Origin of the sequence: Fibrobacter sp. UBA2449, assembly GCF_002342555.1 — a bacterium.
Classification (GTDB): domain Bacteria; phylum Fibrobacterota; class Fibrobacteria; order Fibrobacterales; family Fibrobacteraceae; genus Fibrobacter.
In genome coordinates, this window is sequence record NZ_DDQF01000004.1 from 65,348 (window position 1) to 82,616 (window position 17,269).

Annotated in this window: 15 protein-coding genes; 2 read left to right on the forward strand and 13 right to left on the reverse strand. The window is 55.6% G+C overall.

The window, feature by feature from the left end; all coding sequences use genetic code 11:
* Positions 1-143 precede the first annotated feature (143 nt).
* The 7 genes from B4B27_RS01295 to B4B27_RS01325 all read right to left on the reverse strand — a co-directional run bounded on the left by B4B27_RS01295 (position 144) and on the right by B4B27_RS01325 (position 8,174).
* The gene (locus B4B27_RS01295; protein WP_290722892.1) at positions 144-1,193 is read right to left on the reverse strand and encodes a hypothetical protein; all 1,050 of its coding nucleotides are present in this window, start codon (positions 1,191-1,193) and stop codon (positions 144-146) included.
* Between the two features lie 104 nt (positions 1,194-1,297).
* Entirely contained in the window at positions 1,298-1,654 is a 357-nt protein-coding gene (locus tag B4B27_RS01300; RefSeq protein WP_173381710.1) for a hypothetical protein, read from the reverse strand.
* Positions 1,655-1,787: 133 nt separating this feature from the next.
* Complete coding sequence (locus B4B27_RS01305) at positions 1,788-3,161, reverse strand: glycosyl hydrolase family 5 (RefSeq protein ID WP_290722897.1); 1,374 nt, start codon at positions 3,159-3,161, stop codon at positions 1,788-1,790.
* A 24-nt stretch (positions 3,162-3,185) separates the two neighbouring features.
* Entirely contained in the window at positions 3,186-4,754 is a 1,569-nt protein-coding gene (locus B4B27_RS01310; RefSeq protein WP_290722900.1) for a glycosyl hydrolase family 5, read from the reverse strand.
* Between the two features lie 231 nt (positions 4,755-4,985).
* On the reverse strand, positions 4,986-6,011 hold the full coding sequence (gene purM / locus B4B27_RS01315; RefSeq protein ID WP_173381712.1) for a phosphoribosylformylglycinamidine cyclo-ligase: 1,026 nt from the start codon (positions 6,009-6,011) through the stop codon (positions 4,986-4,988).
* Between the two features lie 40 nt (positions 6,012-6,051).
* The gene (locus tag B4B27_RS01320; protein WP_290722903.1) at positions 6,052-6,855 is read right to left on the reverse strand and encodes a cyclic nucleotide-binding domain-containing protein; all 804 of its coding nucleotides are present in this window, start codon (positions 6,853-6,855) and stop codon (positions 6,052-6,054) included.
* A 2-nt stretch (positions 6,856-6,857) separates the two neighbouring features.
* A complete protein-coding gene (locus B4B27_RS01325; RefSeq protein WP_290722905.1) occupies positions 6,858-8,174 on the reverse strand; it encodes an ABC transporter substrate-binding protein in 1,317 nt (438 codons plus the stop codon).
* Between the two features lie 170 nt (positions 8,175-8,344).
* Here B4B27_RS01325 and B4B27_RS01330 point away from each other — a divergent pair, with 170 nt between their 5' ends.
* Positions 8,345-9,202 (forward strand): hypothetical protein, encoded by an 858-nt coding sequence (locus tag B4B27_RS01330; RefSeq protein WP_290722907.1) that lies wholly within the window; start codon positions 8,345-8,347, stop codon positions 9,200-9,202.
* A gap of 55 nt (positions 9,203-9,257) precedes the next feature.
* Here B4B27_RS01330 and B4B27_RS01335 read toward each other — a convergent pair whose 3' ends face one another.
* On the reverse strand, positions 9,258-9,887 hold the full coding sequence (locus B4B27_RS01335) for an NYN domain-containing protein (RefSeq protein ID WP_173366771.1): 630 nt from the start codon (positions 9,885-9,887) through the stop codon (positions 9,258-9,260).
* 92 nt (positions 9,888-9,979) lie between these two features.
* Positions 9,980-10,915, reverse strand: a complete 936-nt coding sequence (locus tag B4B27_RS01340; protein WP_290722911.1) for a tetratricopeptide repeat protein — start codon at positions 10,913-10,915, stop codon at positions 9,980-9,982.
* Between the two features lie 348 nt (positions 10,916-11,263).
* Between B4B27_RS01340 and B4B27_RS01345 the strand changes: the two genes are divergently transcribed.
* A complete protein-coding gene (locus B4B27_RS01345; RefSeq protein WP_290722913.1) occupies positions 11,264-11,503 on the forward strand; it encodes a hypothetical protein in 240 nt (79 codons plus the stop codon).
* A gap of 66 nt (positions 11,504-11,569) precedes the next feature.
* Here the strand turns inward: B4B27_RS01345 and B4B27_RS01350 are convergent, their stop codons facing one another.
* The 4 genes from B4B27_RS01350 to B4B27_RS01365 all read right to left on the reverse strand — a co-directional run bounded on the left by B4B27_RS01350 (position 11,570) and on the right by B4B27_RS01365 (position 17,264).
* On the reverse strand, positions 11,570-13,390 hold the full coding sequence (locus B4B27_RS01350) for a penicillin-binding protein activator (protein ID WP_290722918.1): 1,821 nt from the start codon (positions 13,388-13,390) through the stop codon (positions 11,570-11,572).
* 42 nt (positions 13,391-13,432) lie between these two features.
* On the reverse strand, positions 13,433-13,747 hold the full coding sequence (locus tag B4B27_RS01355; RefSeq protein WP_173366768.1) for a nucleotidyltransferase domain-containing protein: 315 nt from the start codon (positions 13,745-13,747) through the stop codon (positions 13,433-13,435).
* 138 nt (positions 13,748-13,885) lie between these two features.
* Positions 13,886-15,496, reverse strand: coding sequence for an FISUMP domain-containing protein (locus B4B27_RS01360; protein ID WP_290722922.1), 1,611 nt, complete (start codon positions 15,494-15,496; stop codon positions 13,886-13,888).
* Between the two features lie 25 nt (positions 15,497-15,521).
* Entirely contained in the window at positions 15,522-17,264 is a 1,743-nt protein-coding gene (locus tag B4B27_RS01365; RefSeq protein ID WP_290722925.1) for a carbohydrate binding domain-containing protein, read from the reverse strand.
* Between the last annotated feature and the right edge of the window lie 5 nt (positions 17,265-17,269).

The window sequence follows — 17,269 nt, forward strand, 5'->3', positions numbered from 1 at the left end:
AAAACGCAAAAAACATGCGGAAAATCACACTTCCGCACCCCGAAAATTATTCATTGCTTACGGAGTTGGCCTTTTGGAGGTCAACTTTGTATTTTATGCCCATGAATTCCCACGAGCTTCACATCGTAAGGCAGATTGTGCTGTTAACCGCCGTGGCCGTCACCCTCGGCTTCCTCTACGGCTAATTCCATAGAGCCGCCCGCGCGACTCAGGTAATCCAGGAAGAGCCTCTGGGCCGGCTGGTCGTACATGACCACGTCGTAGATTTCACCATTGTATGCCGTCCTCGATTCCACGAGGAGCCCCGCCACGGAGCCCTTCTCGGTCGGGAGGAATGCGGGTTTCCCATCGCTGTTGTTCCTGAATTCAAGGTAGCCTTCCGACACATACCAGTCACGGATCGTCTTGTAGTATATCTTCGCGATGTCCCCTTCCGGTTCCAGGAGCGCATTGAGGCGCCGCGCAATCTCGCTCACGGGAACGGCAGTCTCGTCGGCGGGATATTTCGCGAGCTGTTCACCATCCAGATGGAACTTCTGCTTTTCCCTGCGGGCGGGGCGTTCCTTCACGGGAGCATCCCCCATACGGGCGATGCGTTCGTTCGCGATAGCGACACACTTCTGGATATTGTCGAGGATAAACTGCTGCGCGCGCTGCCAGCACTGCGTGTAGATGTTGTGGTGTCCGCGGAGTTCGGATTCACCCTTCTCGAAGCCGTAGCTTTCGCCGAGGGCCGTCGGCAGGTTCGCTTCCTTGCCGTTTTCCGTCTCCTGGCGCGAAAGGATTCCCTCCTGTACCAGGAAGTTCGCCACGTCGGCATAGGCAAGCGTATTCATGCCCTTCGGCAGCAGTTCGTTCACGTTACGCACCACGCGCGAGATAGAAACAGGGTAGTCGAAAAAGCGGTAATGCGAAAGCATCTCGGAATCGATGGCGAGTTCCTTCAGCGAAGGCATCTGCTTTTGCGCACGCGGTACCTGCTGCTTGCGCGGAAGCTCCTGCACCGGGGCCACCTCGTCGTGGTTCAGGCGCTGCTGCAACAGGGAGGCGACGTAGGCAAGGCACTTGCAGATGCGCTCCTGGCGGCAGGAATCTCCTTCGGGCAATATCTCGTCCGTCAGCGGATTCACTCCGCAAGAAAGTTTCCGCAGATACATTTCAGCACGCTCGATAATCGCATTTTCCGATGCCATAGTCCTACTCCTCAAAGGTCATAAAAAATCCGGAGACAAAGATAGAAAATCCGTCGCAAAAAAGCCCCGCGCCCGCCTTCCAGCAATGGAGCGTGTCGAGCACGTCACTCAGCAGGCGGCATGATTTCTTCTGGCAAGTCGTAAGCCGAATCAACATTGTCGTCTTTAAACCCGTTAAACATCCACTTGAAAAAGCCTACCGTCCCGCCCAATACGGCGCCCACAACAAAACCGCCGGCAGCGGCAGCAATTCCCCAAAAGGCAAGCTCACCCCATTCTGAATCCGAACCAGTTTCTTCCGCCACGGCCCCGCCCACGCACAAGGCGACAAGGCCCGGACCCGCCAAAGCAGCACCAGTATTCACCCCATAACGAATCATGGGGTTCGGGTTCCTGCTCATGGCGCAACCCACGAGGCTCAAGGCAAGCAATACACAAACAACAGCTTTCAACACTCTCATGTTCCGTAATATAAAGTCAAAGAATCCATTTGCCAATAACTTAATTTACAATTAGTGATAATCCGGTAAAAAACAAGGATAGAATACAGAAAGCCCCGCGCACGCACGGGACTTTATCCAGAATTTTTCAGGTTTACGGAATTTCGCAACCGGCGCTCGGATTTACCCAGCCCTCTTCCGGGGGAGCCTCGCCCGCCTTCCAGCAATGGAGTGTGTCAAGCACATCGCCTTTCTTGAAAGTGGACCAGTCCTCAACCTTCCTGTAGTTGTTTTCCAAAGAAGTGTTGTATCGGGTCATGTAATGGTCGATCAAGTACTGCGGGCATTCAACTTCCTCGATGTAGTAGGTCGGATTGTCCGCAGCCATGTACCAGTCAGCAAACCAGTGGCAACCGCGCAACAGGTTCGGGAGGCCGGCGTCAGCGAAAGCAGCGTCGCACATATCCTTCACGCACGTCTGGTATACAGCGAGGGTCGCGTCGTAACCGAATTTGTTCTGGCATTCGGTCAGGAACCCGCCAAAGCCTGCGCCCCAGTTAAAACCGACACCCTTGTTCACCTGGGTAGAGAGCGCGTCAAAGGCACCCACGCCGCCACCCGGCACCATCAAGTCGAACTGGCCTGCAGGCAAATTCGGATTGCCGCCCGCCACATCCATACCGATGTTAGAGGCCATCACGATCATGTGCTTGCCCTTAAGCGCCTTATGGGTTTCCCTGGGCGGGTTGTTTTCCATCTCGTTCGCGAAGTGGCCATCGTACTGCAAGTGATAACACTTGCCACACTTGCTATCGGCAGTGCCCGCAACGTATGCATAGGAAAGAGTATCGTTCACGGCAATCGGCGCCATGTCGGTGCAGGTGAACACGCCCTTTTCCTTTTCGTCGCCGCAGGCGCTTCTTGTACCTTCGTAACTGCGCCAAGCCTTTGACACGTTACCCACGGTAAAGGTAGGGACTTCGACATCGTGAATGTTGCAGTTGCGCGCAGTGGCAAATTCGGCAAGGTACGCCTCGTCAGAAGAAGTATCGGCACGAGTCTTGTCGCTCGAACTTTCCTTAAGCCAGGAACAGTGCGGCTTGCAGGCGTCCCAGTAACGGGTATTCCAACCGCGTTTTGCCGTAGCGCTGATGTCCTTAGTGTATTCGGCCGGAGGAGGGCCGTAAGATTCTAGAGTCGGGAAACCGTTCGCGTCAAGTTCCGGTTCCGTATTTGCGGAACTGCTGGAACCTTCAGGAGCCACTCCGGCACTGGAACCCGGAATAACCGCACCGCTCGATAGCGGATTATCCGGATTCGCGGACGAACCAGGATTCTCCATACCGCTCGAGCCGAAATTCACGGAGCCACTGGAATTCGGGCCGACAACCGCGCTGGATGTCGGGTCGATTACCGCGCTCGAGAAGCCGGGCTGCTGATTATCCGGAGACGACGGATCGTCTCCGCAAGCGCAAACCATGGCGACCGCACCGGCCGCAACTATCGACTTGAACAGTTTACGTTTCATAGCACCTCTTTACGGAGCGAAGGACTAGTACGTCTTGGCCTTGTCAGCAGCCAACTGTTCCGGATTGCAGTATTCGCCCTGTGCATTCGGGGTCTTGCTGCAGGCATCCGTAGTGATAAAGTCTCCGCCCTTGTACTTGGACCAGTCGGACTGGAACAGGATCTTGGTCTCGATGGAAGTGCTGATGGTCGTAGAATACTTGTCAAGCAAGTACTGCGGGCATTCGACTTCTTCCCACTGGTAGGTCGGATTGTCGGCAGCCATGTACCAATTGGAGAACCAGAGGCAACCGCGGAGCAGGTTCGGGTACTTGGAATCACCGAAGGCCGCATTACACATTTCCGTAACGCAGGACTGATAATCCGTGAGGCCCTTGTCATAGCCGAGTTTCTGCTGGCAGTATGTCAAGAAACCACCGTACTGGGCACCCCATTCAATATCGTTGCGGTCGATCATGAGGTTGAGCGCATTGAAGATGCCCGGACCACCGCCCGGTACCATGAGGTCGAACTGGCCAGGCTTCACGTCGTGACCGATATTGGACGCCATGACGATGATGTGCTTGCCCTTGAGCGCCTTGTGGGTTTCCTTGGGTGCATTGCTTCCGCTGGCATCCTTGAAGGAACCGTCATACTGCAAGTGGAAGCACTTACCGCAAGAGGTTGTCGAGGCACTGCCGGCAACGAAGGCGTATGCCAACGTGTCGTTCACAGCCACCGGAGCCATGTCGGTGCAAGTAAAGCCGCCGCCCGTTGCAGGCTGGGCTTCGTCGCATGCGTTAGGAGTATTCTGGAAACCGATCCAGTAACGTTCCAGGCCCTTGCTGTAAGTGAAGGTCGGAATTTCAATATCGTGAATATTGCAGACACGTGCCGTGTAGTGGCTAGCCTCATATTCTGCCTGAGAATTGATTACAGGCTTGCCTTCTGCGCCATCGGTACTCGTCTGGGAGCAGTGGGGCTTGCAGGCATCCCAGTAGCGGGTATTCCAGCCGCTGGTACCGTTACCGAGAATGTTCTTGAGCGTGGGCACGGGATAGTTCTTGATATCCTCTTCGGGGTTGCCAGAATTCTTGACGCTGCTCGAGCTTTCGGGGACCACTTCCGCACTCGACTCAGGATCCACGGACGCGCTAGAACCGGGATTCACGGCAGCGCTCGAATTCGGGTCGACCATTCCCGCACTGGAACCGGGGAGCATGGCGTCGCTCGAGTTCGGATCAATGGCTCCTGTGCTGGAGTTCGGGTCGACAGCGGCCGCGCTGGAACCGACCGGCTGCACCTGGCAAACCTGGAGCGCACCGACATCGACACCCGTAGCAATCTGCCCACCGTCAACGCCAACGACATTGCCATCGACAAACTGCGCGACGACATTCCCGGCAGCATCGGTCACCCTGCCGTCCGGATAAATCAAGTAAGCCTTGTCCGCATTGAAAAGCCATGCATCGGAAAGAACCGTGACATTTGCGCACGGGTCGTTCGAAGTCGAAGATGTCGGGCCGGGAGCCGGGCCTGCAGGGTCGTCACCACATGCCGAAAAAACAGCGGCGACACCCATCGCCACCACAACGTTCAAAACCTTCTTTTTCATAGGTCTCCTTTTCACTTTTGACTTTAAAAATATATTTATGGCACCGCTCATGCACGAAAAAAAGTTATTTGGAACATATTAATGTTCCCAAACTGTGCCCGAACGTGTCACAACTCACACATTTGCGCGACTTTTCGCCACAAAAAAAGACCCTCGCCTTCGCGAGGGTGACGATATAAAATATCGAGGGTGACGATTTAGAATCGTGAGAGCGACGATGCAGAAGCGCGATTAGTCGCGGAACTTCACCTGCTTGGTGCCGGCAACGACTTCACCGATCTGCGTCCACTTCTCGCCCTTGGCTTCAAGGTGTGCAACGACTTCGGCCTTGTCTGCCGGGTCGATGAAGATGAGCATGCCCATACCCATGTTGAAGGTATTGTACATCTCGTCCTTCTCCACGGAGCCTGCCTGCTGGATGAGCTTGAAGATCATCGGCGGATCCCACGTGGTGCGGTCGATGATTACGTCGACGTTGTCCGGGAGGATACGCGGGATGTTGCCCTGGTAGCCCGAACCCGTGATATGGGCGAGGCCCTGGATAATCTTCTTGTTGCAGAGGTCGATGAGGCTCGGGTAGTAGCTCCTGTGCGGCATCGCGAGCGCTTCGCCGATGGACTTGTCCATGCCGTCGACCATGGTGTCGACCTTGTAGCCCGCCACGTCGAAGAGCACCTTGCGGGCGAGCGAATAGCCGTTTGTATGCAAACCGGTAGAAGGCAGACCGAGGATGATGGTACCCGGCTTGATCTTCTTGCCGTCAATGATGTTTTCGCGTTCCACGACACCCACGATGGTGCCGGAGATGTCATAGTCGCCCGGACCGTAGAAGCCCGGCATTTCGGCAGTCTCGCCGCCGATGAGCACGAGGTCGTTCTCGCGGCAGGCCTTGGCCATACCGGCAACAAGCTTGTCCATAACGCCCGGTTCCAGGCGGCCGGTAGCCACGTAGTCCAAGAAGAACAGCGGACGTGCACCCTGCACGAGGATATCGTCGCAGCAGTGGTTCACGATGTCCTGGCCCGGCAGTTCGTGCGTGCCCATCTCGATATCGACCTTGAGCTTCGTGCCCACGCCGTCGACGGAACTCACAAGGACAGGGTCCTTCATACCGAGGTGATTGAGCGTGAAGAGGCCGCCGAAATTGCCGACGTCGCCCAGAACGCCCTGGTTGAATGTAGTACGTACGGATTTCTTGACACCGACCATCGCCTCGTCGGCCCTGGCCAGAGAAACTCCTGCGTCTGCGTAATTCATCTTTTTTCCTTTGCCCTAGAGTCGGGCATTTTGTTTTGCCCTATTTACGGGCACCTTGTTTTTCATCAATATTTCTGAGAGCATCCAGGATAAGGCTCGTGGTATCGGCCATCTGGTTGATGTTCGTCGTCTCGGGCATCAGGTGCGTATCGAGCTTGTACATGGAGTCGTCGCCCCACGCAAGGATTTCCTCAAGCGCATCCGGCCCTGCCAGTTTGCCGCACTTGGCACAGCAGATGCGGCCGTCCTGGAACGCGACAAAGCCCTTGCCCTGTCCGGATTCACAAATCACCGTACCCGTGATGCGGCTCTTTTCCATGGTCTGCGCGAAATCGATAAACGGGAGCACCTTGCCCGATGCAAGGAGCGAGAGGCGCTGGAACTCGTCGAACGCCTTGTTCTTCGCGCGGAGGCTGTCGCACACCACCTTGTACAAAAACACCATGATGTTCGGGTTCTTGTCGAGGAACTTCACGAATTCGGCCTTCGGGATGTGGAGCACCGTGCAGCCGTCCTCGGCCGCGATAATCGTATTGCTCGTAAGCTCGTTGCAGAGGATGGACATCTCGGCGAAGCATGCGCCGCTCTCGATGTAGGCGAGCACGCTGTAGTGCCCATCGGGCAGAATCTGGCCGCACACCTCGGCGCGCCCGCTCTGCATCACGCAGAAGGACTGTCCTTCCACGCCGCCCTGGATAATGATTTCGCCAGCGTCATATTCGCGAATCTGGGCATTCAAAAGTAAAAAGTCGGCACATTCACGCGGCACCTGCTGCAAGAACGGAACCCGCGCCTCGTAGCTGGAAGCAATCCAACCGCCAATACCTGTAGGAGTCTTCATCATAATCAAAAATTATAAATATTTCTATACCACTTGTAAGTGGTGTCCACCGAATTTATGTTCTTTGGGGCCGGAATGTCGGGGTAAAAGCACCTCGCCATGTTCCACAGGAGCTCCACCGGGCGCGTCGGGGCGCTTTCGAAGAAGTCATTGCCGCCGCCCGGCCCCCTGCGGGCGTCGTTCTGGAACACCTTCCTGTTCCTGAACGCTCGGATCTTCTTGATCCGGGGTTCGGCAGCGAGCATCTCCTTGGGCGAGGAGAACATCCCGGGGTTCACCCACACGTCGGCGCTGTCCGCGACGGCAAGCACCTTCTCGAGCGGGAGGCGCAATTCGCTGCCCGCCTCGGAATCCCACAGGTAGCAGCCGCCCGCGTCCCTGATGAGCCGCGCCGTGTAGCTGTCCGCGCCCGGGGCATGCCACACGCCGCCGTAAGCCATGCCCGCAAGCACGCGCACGCAGCGCTTCGCTCCCGGAGCCTTCGCGGCCTTCTTCCTCGATGCGGGAAGCGTATCGGGCGATACCTTGACATCCCCCATCCGTCCCAGGAACTGCATTATCTCGAAAGTCTCCATGAGGTAGCCCACGCGGATATCGCCAAAGAGCGAAAGTCCCGATTTGCTGCGGTCGTCCAGGTCAAAGAGCTTGACGAACAAGTTAATCCATTCCGCCTTGGCCACCGGATCGGACTCCTGCCATTCGGAAGTGAGCATCAGCGGGAGCCCGAGGGCACCGAGCCTCTCGTAGTCGTCGTTGCTGCCGCCCGTAGCAAAAGTCATCACCAGGTCGGGTTCAAGCGCCACCACCTTCTCGAGCGAAATCGAGGGGCCGTTCCCGACCTCGGCCACCGCACCGGAAGCCACGCGGGCATACAGGGCGCTATCCGCAACATAGTCGCCTTCGCCCACAGCCACAATGCGGTCGGCAGCGCCAAGGCGGACAAGGTAACCGATATGCGTCGAGGAGAGGGCCACCACCTTACGGATAGGCAGCCGCAAGACGGTCGCGTCCGTCCACCCCACGGGGAAACGGCGCCTGTGCAAGTCGGAACCGTCGCCCGCGGCCTCGGCGGAATCGAGCATCACGAAACGCTTCACGACGGTGTCGCGACCGACAATGGCACGGATTTCCGTCACGTCGACGCCGCAGAGCCTTCCCATCCGCAACAGGCGGCTCATCGAGTTGAAGTACTCCGGAGCCTCCGCGCAGGCCTGCGGCAGGGGCCTCGGCTGCGGAACCGGTGCCGCCTGGGCATCGCCTTCGGCAGCACCCCGATCGCCATCACGTTCGCCGGTCCCACAACCCGCGAGCGCGGCGCTCAAAACCAGAAGTCCGAGGCAAAAAAAACGGGGGAAGCCCAACCGGCACCCCAGGAACGAGCAAAAAAATGCACGTAAATCGTTGATTTTTAACATCTTATGAAAATTTTCCCTGCACATTCGCCAAAGATAATGTATTTTATAACTCGGAATTTCCTTTTTAGGAGTCTTGTATGAAGACAAAGATAGTTTACTTGGTCGCCCTCCTGTGCGCCCTTACATTTTCAACAAGCGCATTCGCAGATGCCGAAACCGGTTTCTACGAAAAGGACCACATCCGTGGATTCATCTCCATCGGCGGTGACTACCGCGGCATGCTGGACGCATTCCAGAAATACGTGAACTCGACAGCCTTCTGGAACGACGGCCACGAGCTCAAGGCCAACGACTCGGCCACCACGACGGAACACTTCTCCGGCACGTTCTCGTATCCGCAATTCGACGACTGGTACATCGGGCTGCACGTGAACATCGGCGCCCAGTACAAGCAGTTCCTCACCTGGTTCAACATCAACTTCATGCCGACCCAGATTTCCGAGAAGTCCTCCGACACCTACACCGTCTCTTCCGAAAGCGGCAACAGCGCGAAAATGCCCCTGTTCGACGTCAAGTGGTTCACCTACGGCGCCGACTGGATGTTCGGCTGGAAGCTCTTCGGCGAGAACACCTTCATCAACCTGATTCCCTCGGTCGGCTTCGGCTTCAACCTCATCAATTTCCACATGGCCTCCATCTTCGACATCAAGGACCAGTCCAGTTCCAACGTGGTAAAGATGCGCGACCGCTACTACAGCACCATGGCGCTCTCCCTTGCCGCCGAACTCGAGTTCCGCCTGGAATTCGGCCCCTTCGGCATCGGCATCTACGGCGGCTACCGCTACATCGACTATAACGAGCTCGAAGTCGAAGGCAAGAGACTCACGAACTACGCCTACGACACCGACAACTGCGGCGACACCTGGTTTGTCGGTCTCCGCCTCACCTGGACGTTCATGAGCGACTGGGAACGCAAGCAGGCAGACAAGCTCTAATCCCCCGAGCACGATTTTACAAACAAACTAAAGTCCCGCAATCCGCGGGGCTTTTTTATGGCACAATCACACGGCTACCGAACAGGCATCCCGGAGCCGCATAATAGGGAGCGTTCCGTTCCGCCACCCGGTCCATCGTCACGTAGTAGGTGCTCGTTTCCATGAGCCCGGAATCCGTCTTCCAGCGGACGATGCGGTCATCCTTCGGATACGAAAAATTCCAGCCCAGGAGCAGCGTGGGGATGCCCCTCATCTGCAGGCGGTCGGGCAGCTGCGCGAACTCCCCCTGCGTACTGAGCAGCACGGCGGCATCCATCCTGCCGTAGTCCGCAAAGAGAAGGGCGTCGTTGAAAAGCCCCATGTTCGGCCCGAGGCCGTCCATCACGCGCTCGTTGAAATGCACCTGGAACCCCACGTGCCGGAGTTCACGCATAAACGACAGCATCCCGTAACTCTTGGCGCACCGTCCCGGATCCTTGTAAGGATGGTAATAGTGGCATTCCATCAGCGCGTAGCTCTCCTGCGGCGAAAACAGGCGCACGGCCTCGCGGCGCGCCCAGTTCTTGAGCGAACGGAAATCGATACGCGAATGGAAAGGATGGTAGAACCTGTAGAACTCGTTCACCTTCTTGAGGGTATATCCATCGACAAAGAAAAAAGGACGGAACGGCCTCTTGCGCGTCATGTATTTTCTCCATTTTTAGGGTTTCTATTCCTAAAAACGGAGATACCCCCCGAAACAAGCCGTAAAAAGTTATTTACGCGCCATTTTTTACATTAGAGCAGGTCGCGCGACTCGAGATCGTCGACCAGCGAGGCGGGCATCCAGCCGCGCCACTTTGCGAAATCCGGATCCGAAAGTTCCTTGCGCCACGCATCCATCTTCTGCCTGTCGCCCTGGTCGGCATAGATGCGTACGAGGTTCATCACGGCGCACCAGTAGCGGATGGACTTGCCCGTCCGCGACCTGTAATCCGCGGCGCTCTTCTCGTAGATGGCGGCGGCTTCCTTGTAGCGGCGGAGCTTGTAGAGCATGTCGGCCTTGACCTGCAGGAGCACCGGATGGTTCGGCGCCTTGGAAAGCCCGCGTAGCGAAAGCTTGAGCCCCGCGTTGAAATCGCCCTTGTCGTAATACATCCACACGAGCGAGGTGAGGAACAACGGCCAGAACCGCTTCGAGGATGACGACGCGGAATCGAGAACGGCGAGGTATTCGCCGCGGCGGTCAGACTTGAAGGGGACCCAGCTGAAACTCTTGTCCACGTAGTAGGCGTAGATGGCGTAGAACGCGCGAGCTTCGAGCTCCGCGGATTCCTCGAAAAGCTTTGCGGCCGAACGCGTCGTCATGGCGCCCTTCACGGAATGTCCCGTCTCGTTCTGCACGTAGCCAATCTCGAACTTGCGAAGCGCCTCCCACAGGCCCGACGACGAACATTTCTCGAGGTTCGCGCCCGCACGCTGTAGCGAAAGCGTATCGCCCAGGTCGTCGTAGCGGCTCACAAGCACCACGTTCTCGAGAACACAGCCGACTCCCGCATCCTTCGCGCGCACCTGTCCCGCAAGCGAGAGGGCGCCATCGTAATCCAGGGCCATGGAACGCTCGGTCGCCTTCTCCGCAAGTTCCATGAGCGGAGCGGGGAGCGAAAGTGAGAGGCCATCGGCAAAGGCGGATACCGCAAGGAAAGCGGCTACAAGCAACGGACGCAAGGACATAACACGCCAAAGATACAAAAATCGCATTCCAATGTGGAATATGCGGGAGCCGGAGCCCAATGCGCGCCATGCGCAGATTCCACGGAAAGTGTAATTTATTGACATTCAACAGATTACCTCCGGCAGCAGCCCGTTACGCCATGGGGTTTCACAGGCAGTTTCTGCCACGGGGCGAATCTTACGATAATCGTATTAAAACGGCGGGAGTGGTCCGGGGGCGCAATCAAAATCTATAATAAAAACAGGAATTTCACAAGCTTTCAACATTCGTGCCACCAACTGTCGGACAAGGGGACGAGACCGGTACGAAACGTGAATTAATAATTGCGAAATCGAATGGAGGCAATTATGAGACTCATCCATAAAACATCCGCCATCTCCTTCCGCCTCTTCCACACCGGCTTCCAGACCTTCAAGGACCGCATCAGGGAAGAGCTCAGCACCGTCAGCCGCTTCACCCTCGACTCCGTCATCGACGACGCGAGCCTCTACTCGTATTACCGCAGCGGGGAATCCGCCGAATTCGTGGCGGCGAGCATCGCAGGAACAAACTTCGATTTCGACGACGAATACGCCGACGCAGGGTAATTAAAAAAAACTTCGGCAATCGAGTCTGCCTCGCGCATACGCAAGCGCATGCGGTCAGCAGCTAATTTATTTCTTCTTGTCGTCCTTCTTCTCTTCCTTCTTGTCGGAAGGGAGCGCCTCTGCGGGAAGGTTGCAGCCGTTCATCACGTAGAACTTGCTCTTGCGGACCGTCACCACCTTGGTGTTGGTGTTCATGCCGCGCACGAACTTGATATCGCCATAGACGCTTTCGAAGGATCCTGCATTATTGATATACTTGGTGAGGCTCTCGACGTTATTCGAAATACCGGAGAACACGATCTTCGCGGCATCGTAGCTGAGCCCGCTCACCTTGTCCTCGGCAGGGGCGGCGCCCCACTTTTCCTCGAACGCCTTGGCAAACTTGTCGTAGGCTTCCTTGTTGCTCGAAAGGTCGAGCCCCGGCACGCTGAAGTAGGTGCTGTCCACGAGATGCTTGCCCTGGATCAGGAGCTCTCGGCCATACCAGCCGGACGTCCCGAGCATGGTCCCCTTGATCTTGTTGTAGGCCACCTGGCCCACCATGAGGCCCGCATCGCCAGGGTTTGTCGACGGGATGAACACGCCGGGAATACTCATCGTCGAATCGGCCAGGTACCTGCGACGCTCGTTCGCATTCACGGCATCGAGGTCGGAGGCGCCTCTCGCAATATTCCTGCGGCGGTTTTCCTGCTTGTAGCGGACATCGCGCAACAGCTTGAACTCGGTCGCGTAATCAGGGCGCCCTTCCTCGTAGCTGCCGAAGGCGACGACGCTTCCGCCACGACGTTCGACAGCGCGGGTAAAGCTCTGGGACATGGCCGACCCATAATCGCCCAGCGGGCTTAGGACGGCGAACTCGCGGATGTCGAGACACTTGGTCGCAAAGTCGGCAATCTTCTGGGCGAGGTTGTCCATAGTGACGTTCACCTGGAAGATGTTCGGACCCATCTTCGCGATGCCGTCGTCGGTAGCCGTCGGGGTAAGCATCGGGATATTCTGGAAGTTGCTGCCGAGCCATGCGGCGACAGTCGCCGCCGGAGCGCTCATGATGGGGCCGATGACGGCGACAATGCTGTCCTGGTTCACGGCCTGCTGCGTACGCATGAGCGCGATGCCCGCATCGGCATGGGTATCGGCGATCCGGATGCGGACCTTCCCCTGGAGGCCGGCCTTCTCGTGGGCAAGGTAGACGCCCTGCACGGCGGCGGCACCGAATTCCGCAAAGTCACCCGAAAGCGGGGCGAGCACGAGCACCGTCGGCTGGCCGGCACCGAGACCGTCCAGCGATTCGAGACCCTGCTGGGCCGTAGAGCTGAGGTTTTCGGCAACACCGCCGTTCACGACCTTCTTGTACCAGTAGCGGGCGGCACGGTAGCGCTTCGCGTTCTGGCACTCGCGGCCAATCTGGAGCTGCATCCAGCCCACCACGTCCTTGTCCACCGGATACTTTTCGAGGAGCGCCTGCAGCTGGTCGGCATTCAGGAGGCTTGCCGCAAGTGTCTGGATGGCGACATCCTTGGTGTGGCTACGGGCGGCCGGATTCTTGGAATAGGCGAGGATACGGAGCATGGCCTCGACACCGTCGTAGACGGAGCCCTGCTCGATAAGCACGATAGCACGGGCGAGTTCCATGCGCTCGCGGTATTCCGAGGACACGTGGTATTCGAGGAACCTCGACGCGAGATTGAGGGCTTCGGGGCGCTTGTGTTCGCGCAGGTAGCATTCCGTGAGGATGACGGACGCCTGGGCGCCCTCGTGCTTGCGGAAGCTGGACTTCGAAACTTTCTGGAGGAGAGGAACGGCTTCGGCGCACTTGCCCTCGCCGACAAGCGCCTTGGCCTTCGCGACTTCGCCCTGCGCGAAAGCCGACGCACAGAGGGATGCCACCAGGAAAAATGGAATTAGACGATTCATCGTAACCTTACCGCGCTAGTCCTCGGCGGCAGCCTGAACCACGTCGTGCTCTTTCTTGATCTGTTTCTGCATGGATTCCGGAAGCTTGACCCAGTCGATGACATCGACCCGGAAGGGGAGCCCGCTTTCGGCGAACGCCTTCTCCACGGCAGTCATGGCCTCGAAGGAAAGGGGCCTCTCGGCGATAACCGCGAGGTCGAGTTCCGTTTCGGGAGTCAAGTCAACCCCCGTGAGGCGGGGGCCGTATGCCCAGACTTCCAGCCCCTCGAAGTGGAGGGAGAGGATGCGCTGGACGGTTTCCAGTTGTTCTGTTTCTAAGCAAAGTGCCATAGTGCGCCAAATATAGTTAATAATCGGCTATGCCCAATGCGGTCAAAACGGCAAACGGGCATGGCAATACGCACTTTTTTGCGGAAAAATGTTTTTTTTGCGCAAAAAACGGGGCCTTCCCTGTATATGGGAGCAATCCTAGTCCATGACGCAGCGGACGCTGTTATATGTATATGTCAGAGCGGAATTATATAATACAGCATCACTAGATGATTCTATCTCAAACGTATTAGAGCCAGGTTCATTTAAGCCATCCTCATCCATCATATAGAAATCTTCACCACGAACCCAGAACGTAGCACGAGATCCAATATCATCATACTTTTCTTGTGCATATGACCCAGCAGGAAGCACTCTGAAGGAATAGTCATCCGTCCCGTTTTTATTCTGTTCCCAGTGATCAACACTCTTCAATCTTTTCCCCGCTATGGAGTCCCCGCCAACCGTTTTCGCCAGTGCTCTAAACTCATCCAGATCCGGCAAATGCCAACCCGTAGGACATACCTCCATCGCATCACTCCATTCATAGAGCCTTCCATACAAATTAGTTTCTGAATCCTGCGCATACGCAACGCCCCAAACGCTATCCTTACTGGGACCGGCATACCTCATATTCTCCGCCATCCACCTCTGGTTCCCAATTTTCACAACCCGATACTTATTCTGATCCCTCGGGTCAATGAAAGTCTCCGTAGAATTTTTCGCTTCCGCCATGGCCTTTTCCTCGGCAACGCGAGTCTTTTCCGCTGCCATGCGCTTTCTTTCTGCCTTGACGGCCTCTCCGGAGCCATCCGTATCTTTAATGCAACGAACGCTATACGCAGAAAATTCTTTATAGAACCAATTTAAAGCCGCATCCTCGCGATCATACGTCATCGCTACACAATATACCTGAGCGCTATCATATTCCGTCGAGCTCCAGAATGTCGTTCTGGTCATCCCGCCTTCAAATCTACCTAACGACGCTTCCCCAGCAGGCAAAGCATTGAACGAGAAAATATCATATGACTTTGGTTCGTTCTTCCATCCGAAACCCCAACCTGAAGCGGCCTTAAGTACAGTCCCTGCTATGGAATCGCCACCCACCACATTGATCAAGGTTTCAAAATCACTTTTCGAGGGCAGGCGCCACCCTTCAGGGCACGCATACATAGCAGCATCCCATGTATACAGGCGTCCATTTTTCTGACATTCACTTGGATTGTTTTCATCACAATAGCTTTCTTCCATTTCGTAATTCAGATTTTCCGCCATCCATTCTTGATCACCGATAATCACCGTTTTGTATTCTTTCTGATCCCTAGAATCAGTAAAGCTCTTACGAATCGAGCATGGTATTTTTATCGGATCATAGGATGAATTATTGGCATAGATATAATTCAAAAATTCTCCGCAATCATAAGGGTTCTCGCCAATTCCACAATAGGAAACTTCAAAAGAGTCCGTATTTGTGTGTAAAACAAATTGAACTACAACCTTCTGCGGATTATCGCATTGTTTTTTTCGTTCGGCTAGCGGAATAAGCTGTTTACCTGGCCAGCCGCTCGCTTCGACAACTCTCACGCCCTTCTCCGTCTCAAAATACTTCCATTCCACGTTACCGAGGACACTTTCAATAGCCCTACCGATAGTTGTCTGTTCGTAGCCATTCAAGGTGCCATTTTTTACCTTTTCCACTTCCGAATCACAGCCACACAGAAAAGCGGCCAGAGAGAACGCGAAAACTAACTTAAGGGTTCTGTTTTTCATGTTTTGCTCCTTGCATTAAACCCGATTACTTCTCCGGGCAGATGTAACTCTTTTCATCTTCGGCACGAGTTGCATTGGTCCATTCGCCTTCGGTGCAGCAATATCCACTAGGTAGGATTTCATTGCTTTCCAGATACTTGTCGCAGTCCTTCTCGTACCAACTGGAACCAAGGCAAATCTGATCTCCTAGAACCTTGCCTTCTGTCCCTTCATCGCCACACCTGGCCGGTTTCCATACCTTATCCGTGCAAAGAAGCGTCATCTCGCTAGCGGCAGCTATTTGCATTTCACCCGATTCACAGGGCTCCTTGAGCTTTTCGATTTCCAAAAATTCCTTTTTATCTGCGCAACCGATTCCCACAATCTCGATAGAACCCGTTTCCCCGAAATGCCAGGTAAAGTTCGTCACCTGCCCGTTGACCCCTTCGATAGTTTCTTCGCCGCAAACACGGCCCCAACATTCGTATTGCAAGTAATCCCAGGGAATATAGACAGTTTTCCACTCATCACTGTCCGTAATATACATGTAGTAGTCGCCATCTTCGCCACCCAAGGGCGATCCCACGACAAACTTGTGACCGTTCCCCTTGTAGGAGTATTTTATGACTTCGCAATCAGAATAGTCCTCCGGTTCACCGCGCTCGTTCAGCCAATAGCCCAAGCCCGCATAGTCGAAACCAATCTTTTTCCCGATATCAAACGTCGCCTTGATGGTATCGCCGGCATTCCTATACGAAATAGTGGAGACACCTCTGTCCACCGAGTCCGTATAGGCTTTCCAGTCATCATAGATTTTCTTGAGCCAGCGGCCATCCTTGCACCTGAATGTCGCATGTGCAAGTTCGCTCATGCTGTTCATGTTTTCCCTCAATTCGCCTTCCGCCTTCTTGTCGCAGTCGCCGAGTCCGTAGTTTTCCCACCAGAACTTGTCAACCGACTTCTCGAATTCCGGAATCGTATCGGAGAGTTCCCAGTCTTCCATGTTCTTGCGAATGGAGGCATAGTAGTCCCCCTCACTTCGTGCGCTTGCCCAGTCTGCAATCTTCGTCGCAGTCACGCTGTCGTCCCACACGCCGTCATTCTCGATGTCGTATGCGAAATCCGCAAGTCTCTCCGAAAATTCCGCCTCGGAAAGTTCTCCCTGCATAAGAATGCTGATGGCGAGCAGGACCGCGTTCCCCTTGCCGGACTCAAATATAGACAGGCCTTCGAACCCCTCGATGGATTCATCTGCGACACGGAACGCCTTGAGGATTTCCTGTTCCGCCTGTTTTTTCGCCTCGGCCACGGAGGAACCGTCATCTACCAGGTGCTGCATGCGTTCGTAGGCAAGGTGCGTGAGCAGGTTGATGTTCGCCGTCTCCCTGTCGGATACGTCCACCAGCGCATTGAGCGAGATGGATGCCGCCGAACTCGTGCCGCTCACTTCATTGCGGTAGAAACCGTTCGCCTCCAGTAACACATACTGCGATTCCAGATTGAGGTGCGTGAAGCGGAAGTCACCGCGATCGCTCGCAATCTTTCCCGTAAAGGCACGACCGGTCTGCCCCAAGTTATCCACGTTCAGTTCGTAGAGCCTTACCGCAGAACCCTTCACGAAAGGCCCCTTCTCGGACACGCCCGCAATGGTCTTGTCCTCGATGGCAATCTGCGTCTCTTCGGTAGCACCGCCCGTATGCTTGTCTTTATCGTCGGAGGAGCATGCGCACAATCCGAACGCGGTAAACGCAAGGGCAGTGTAACTGGCTATTTCCAAAAAATTCTTCATAAAGT

Excerpts from the sequence above, each read along its gene's own strand:
- B4B27_RS01360 (WP_290722922.1), bottom strand. The coding sequence starts at position 15,496 with ATGAAAAACAGAACCCTTAAGTTAGTTTTCGCGTTCTCTCTGGCCGCT.
- B4B27_RS01365 (WP_290722925.1), bottom strand. The coding sequence starts at position 17,264 with ATGAAGAATTTTTTGGAAATAGCCAGTTACACTGCCCTTGCGTTTACC.
- B4B27_RS01295 (WP_290722892.1), bottom strand. The coding sequence starts at position 1,193 with ATGGCATCGGAAAATGCGATTATCGAGCGTGCTGAAATGTATCTGCGG.
- B4B27_RS01355 (WP_173366768.1), bottom strand. The coding sequence starts at position 13,747 with ATGGCACTTTGCTTAGAAACAGAACAACTGGAAACCGTCCAGCGCATC.
- B4B27_RS01345 (WP_290722913.1), top strand. The coding sequence starts at position 11,264 with ATGAGACTCATCCATAAAACATCCGCCATCTCCTTCCGCCTCTTCCAC.
- B4B27_RS01340 (WP_290722911.1), bottom strand. The coding sequence starts at position 10,915 with ATGTCCTTGCGTCCGTTGCTTGTAGCCGCTTTCCTTGCGGTATCCGCC.
- B4B27_RS01330 (WP_290722907.1), top strand. The coding sequence starts at position 8,345 with ATGAAGACAAAGATAGTTTACTTGGTCGCCCTCCTGTGCGCCCTTACA.
- B4B27_RS01335 (WP_173366771.1), bottom strand. The coding sequence starts at position 9,887 with ATGACGCGCAAGAGGCCGTTCCGTCCTTTTTTCTTTGTCGATGGATAT.
- purM (WP_173381712.1), bottom strand. The coding sequence starts at position 6,011 with ATGAATTACGCAGACGCAGGAGTTTCTCTGGCCAGGGCCGACGAGGCG.
- B4B27_RS01305 (WP_290722897.1), bottom strand. The coding sequence starts at position 3,161 with ATGAAACGTAAACTGTTCAAGTCGATAGTTGCGGCCGGTGCGGTCGCC.
- B4B27_RS01310 (WP_290722900.1), bottom strand. The coding sequence starts at position 4,754 with ATGAAAAAGAAGGTTTTGAACGTTGTGGTGGCGATGGGTGTCGCCGCT.
- B4B27_RS01300 (WP_173381710.1), bottom strand. The coding sequence starts at position 1,654 with ATGAGAGTGTTGAAAGCTGTTGTTTGTGTATTGCTTGCCTTGAGCCTC.
- B4B27_RS01320 (WP_290722903.1), bottom strand. The coding sequence starts at position 6,855 with ATGATGAAGACTCCTACAGGTATTGGCGGTTGGATTGCTTCCAGCTAC.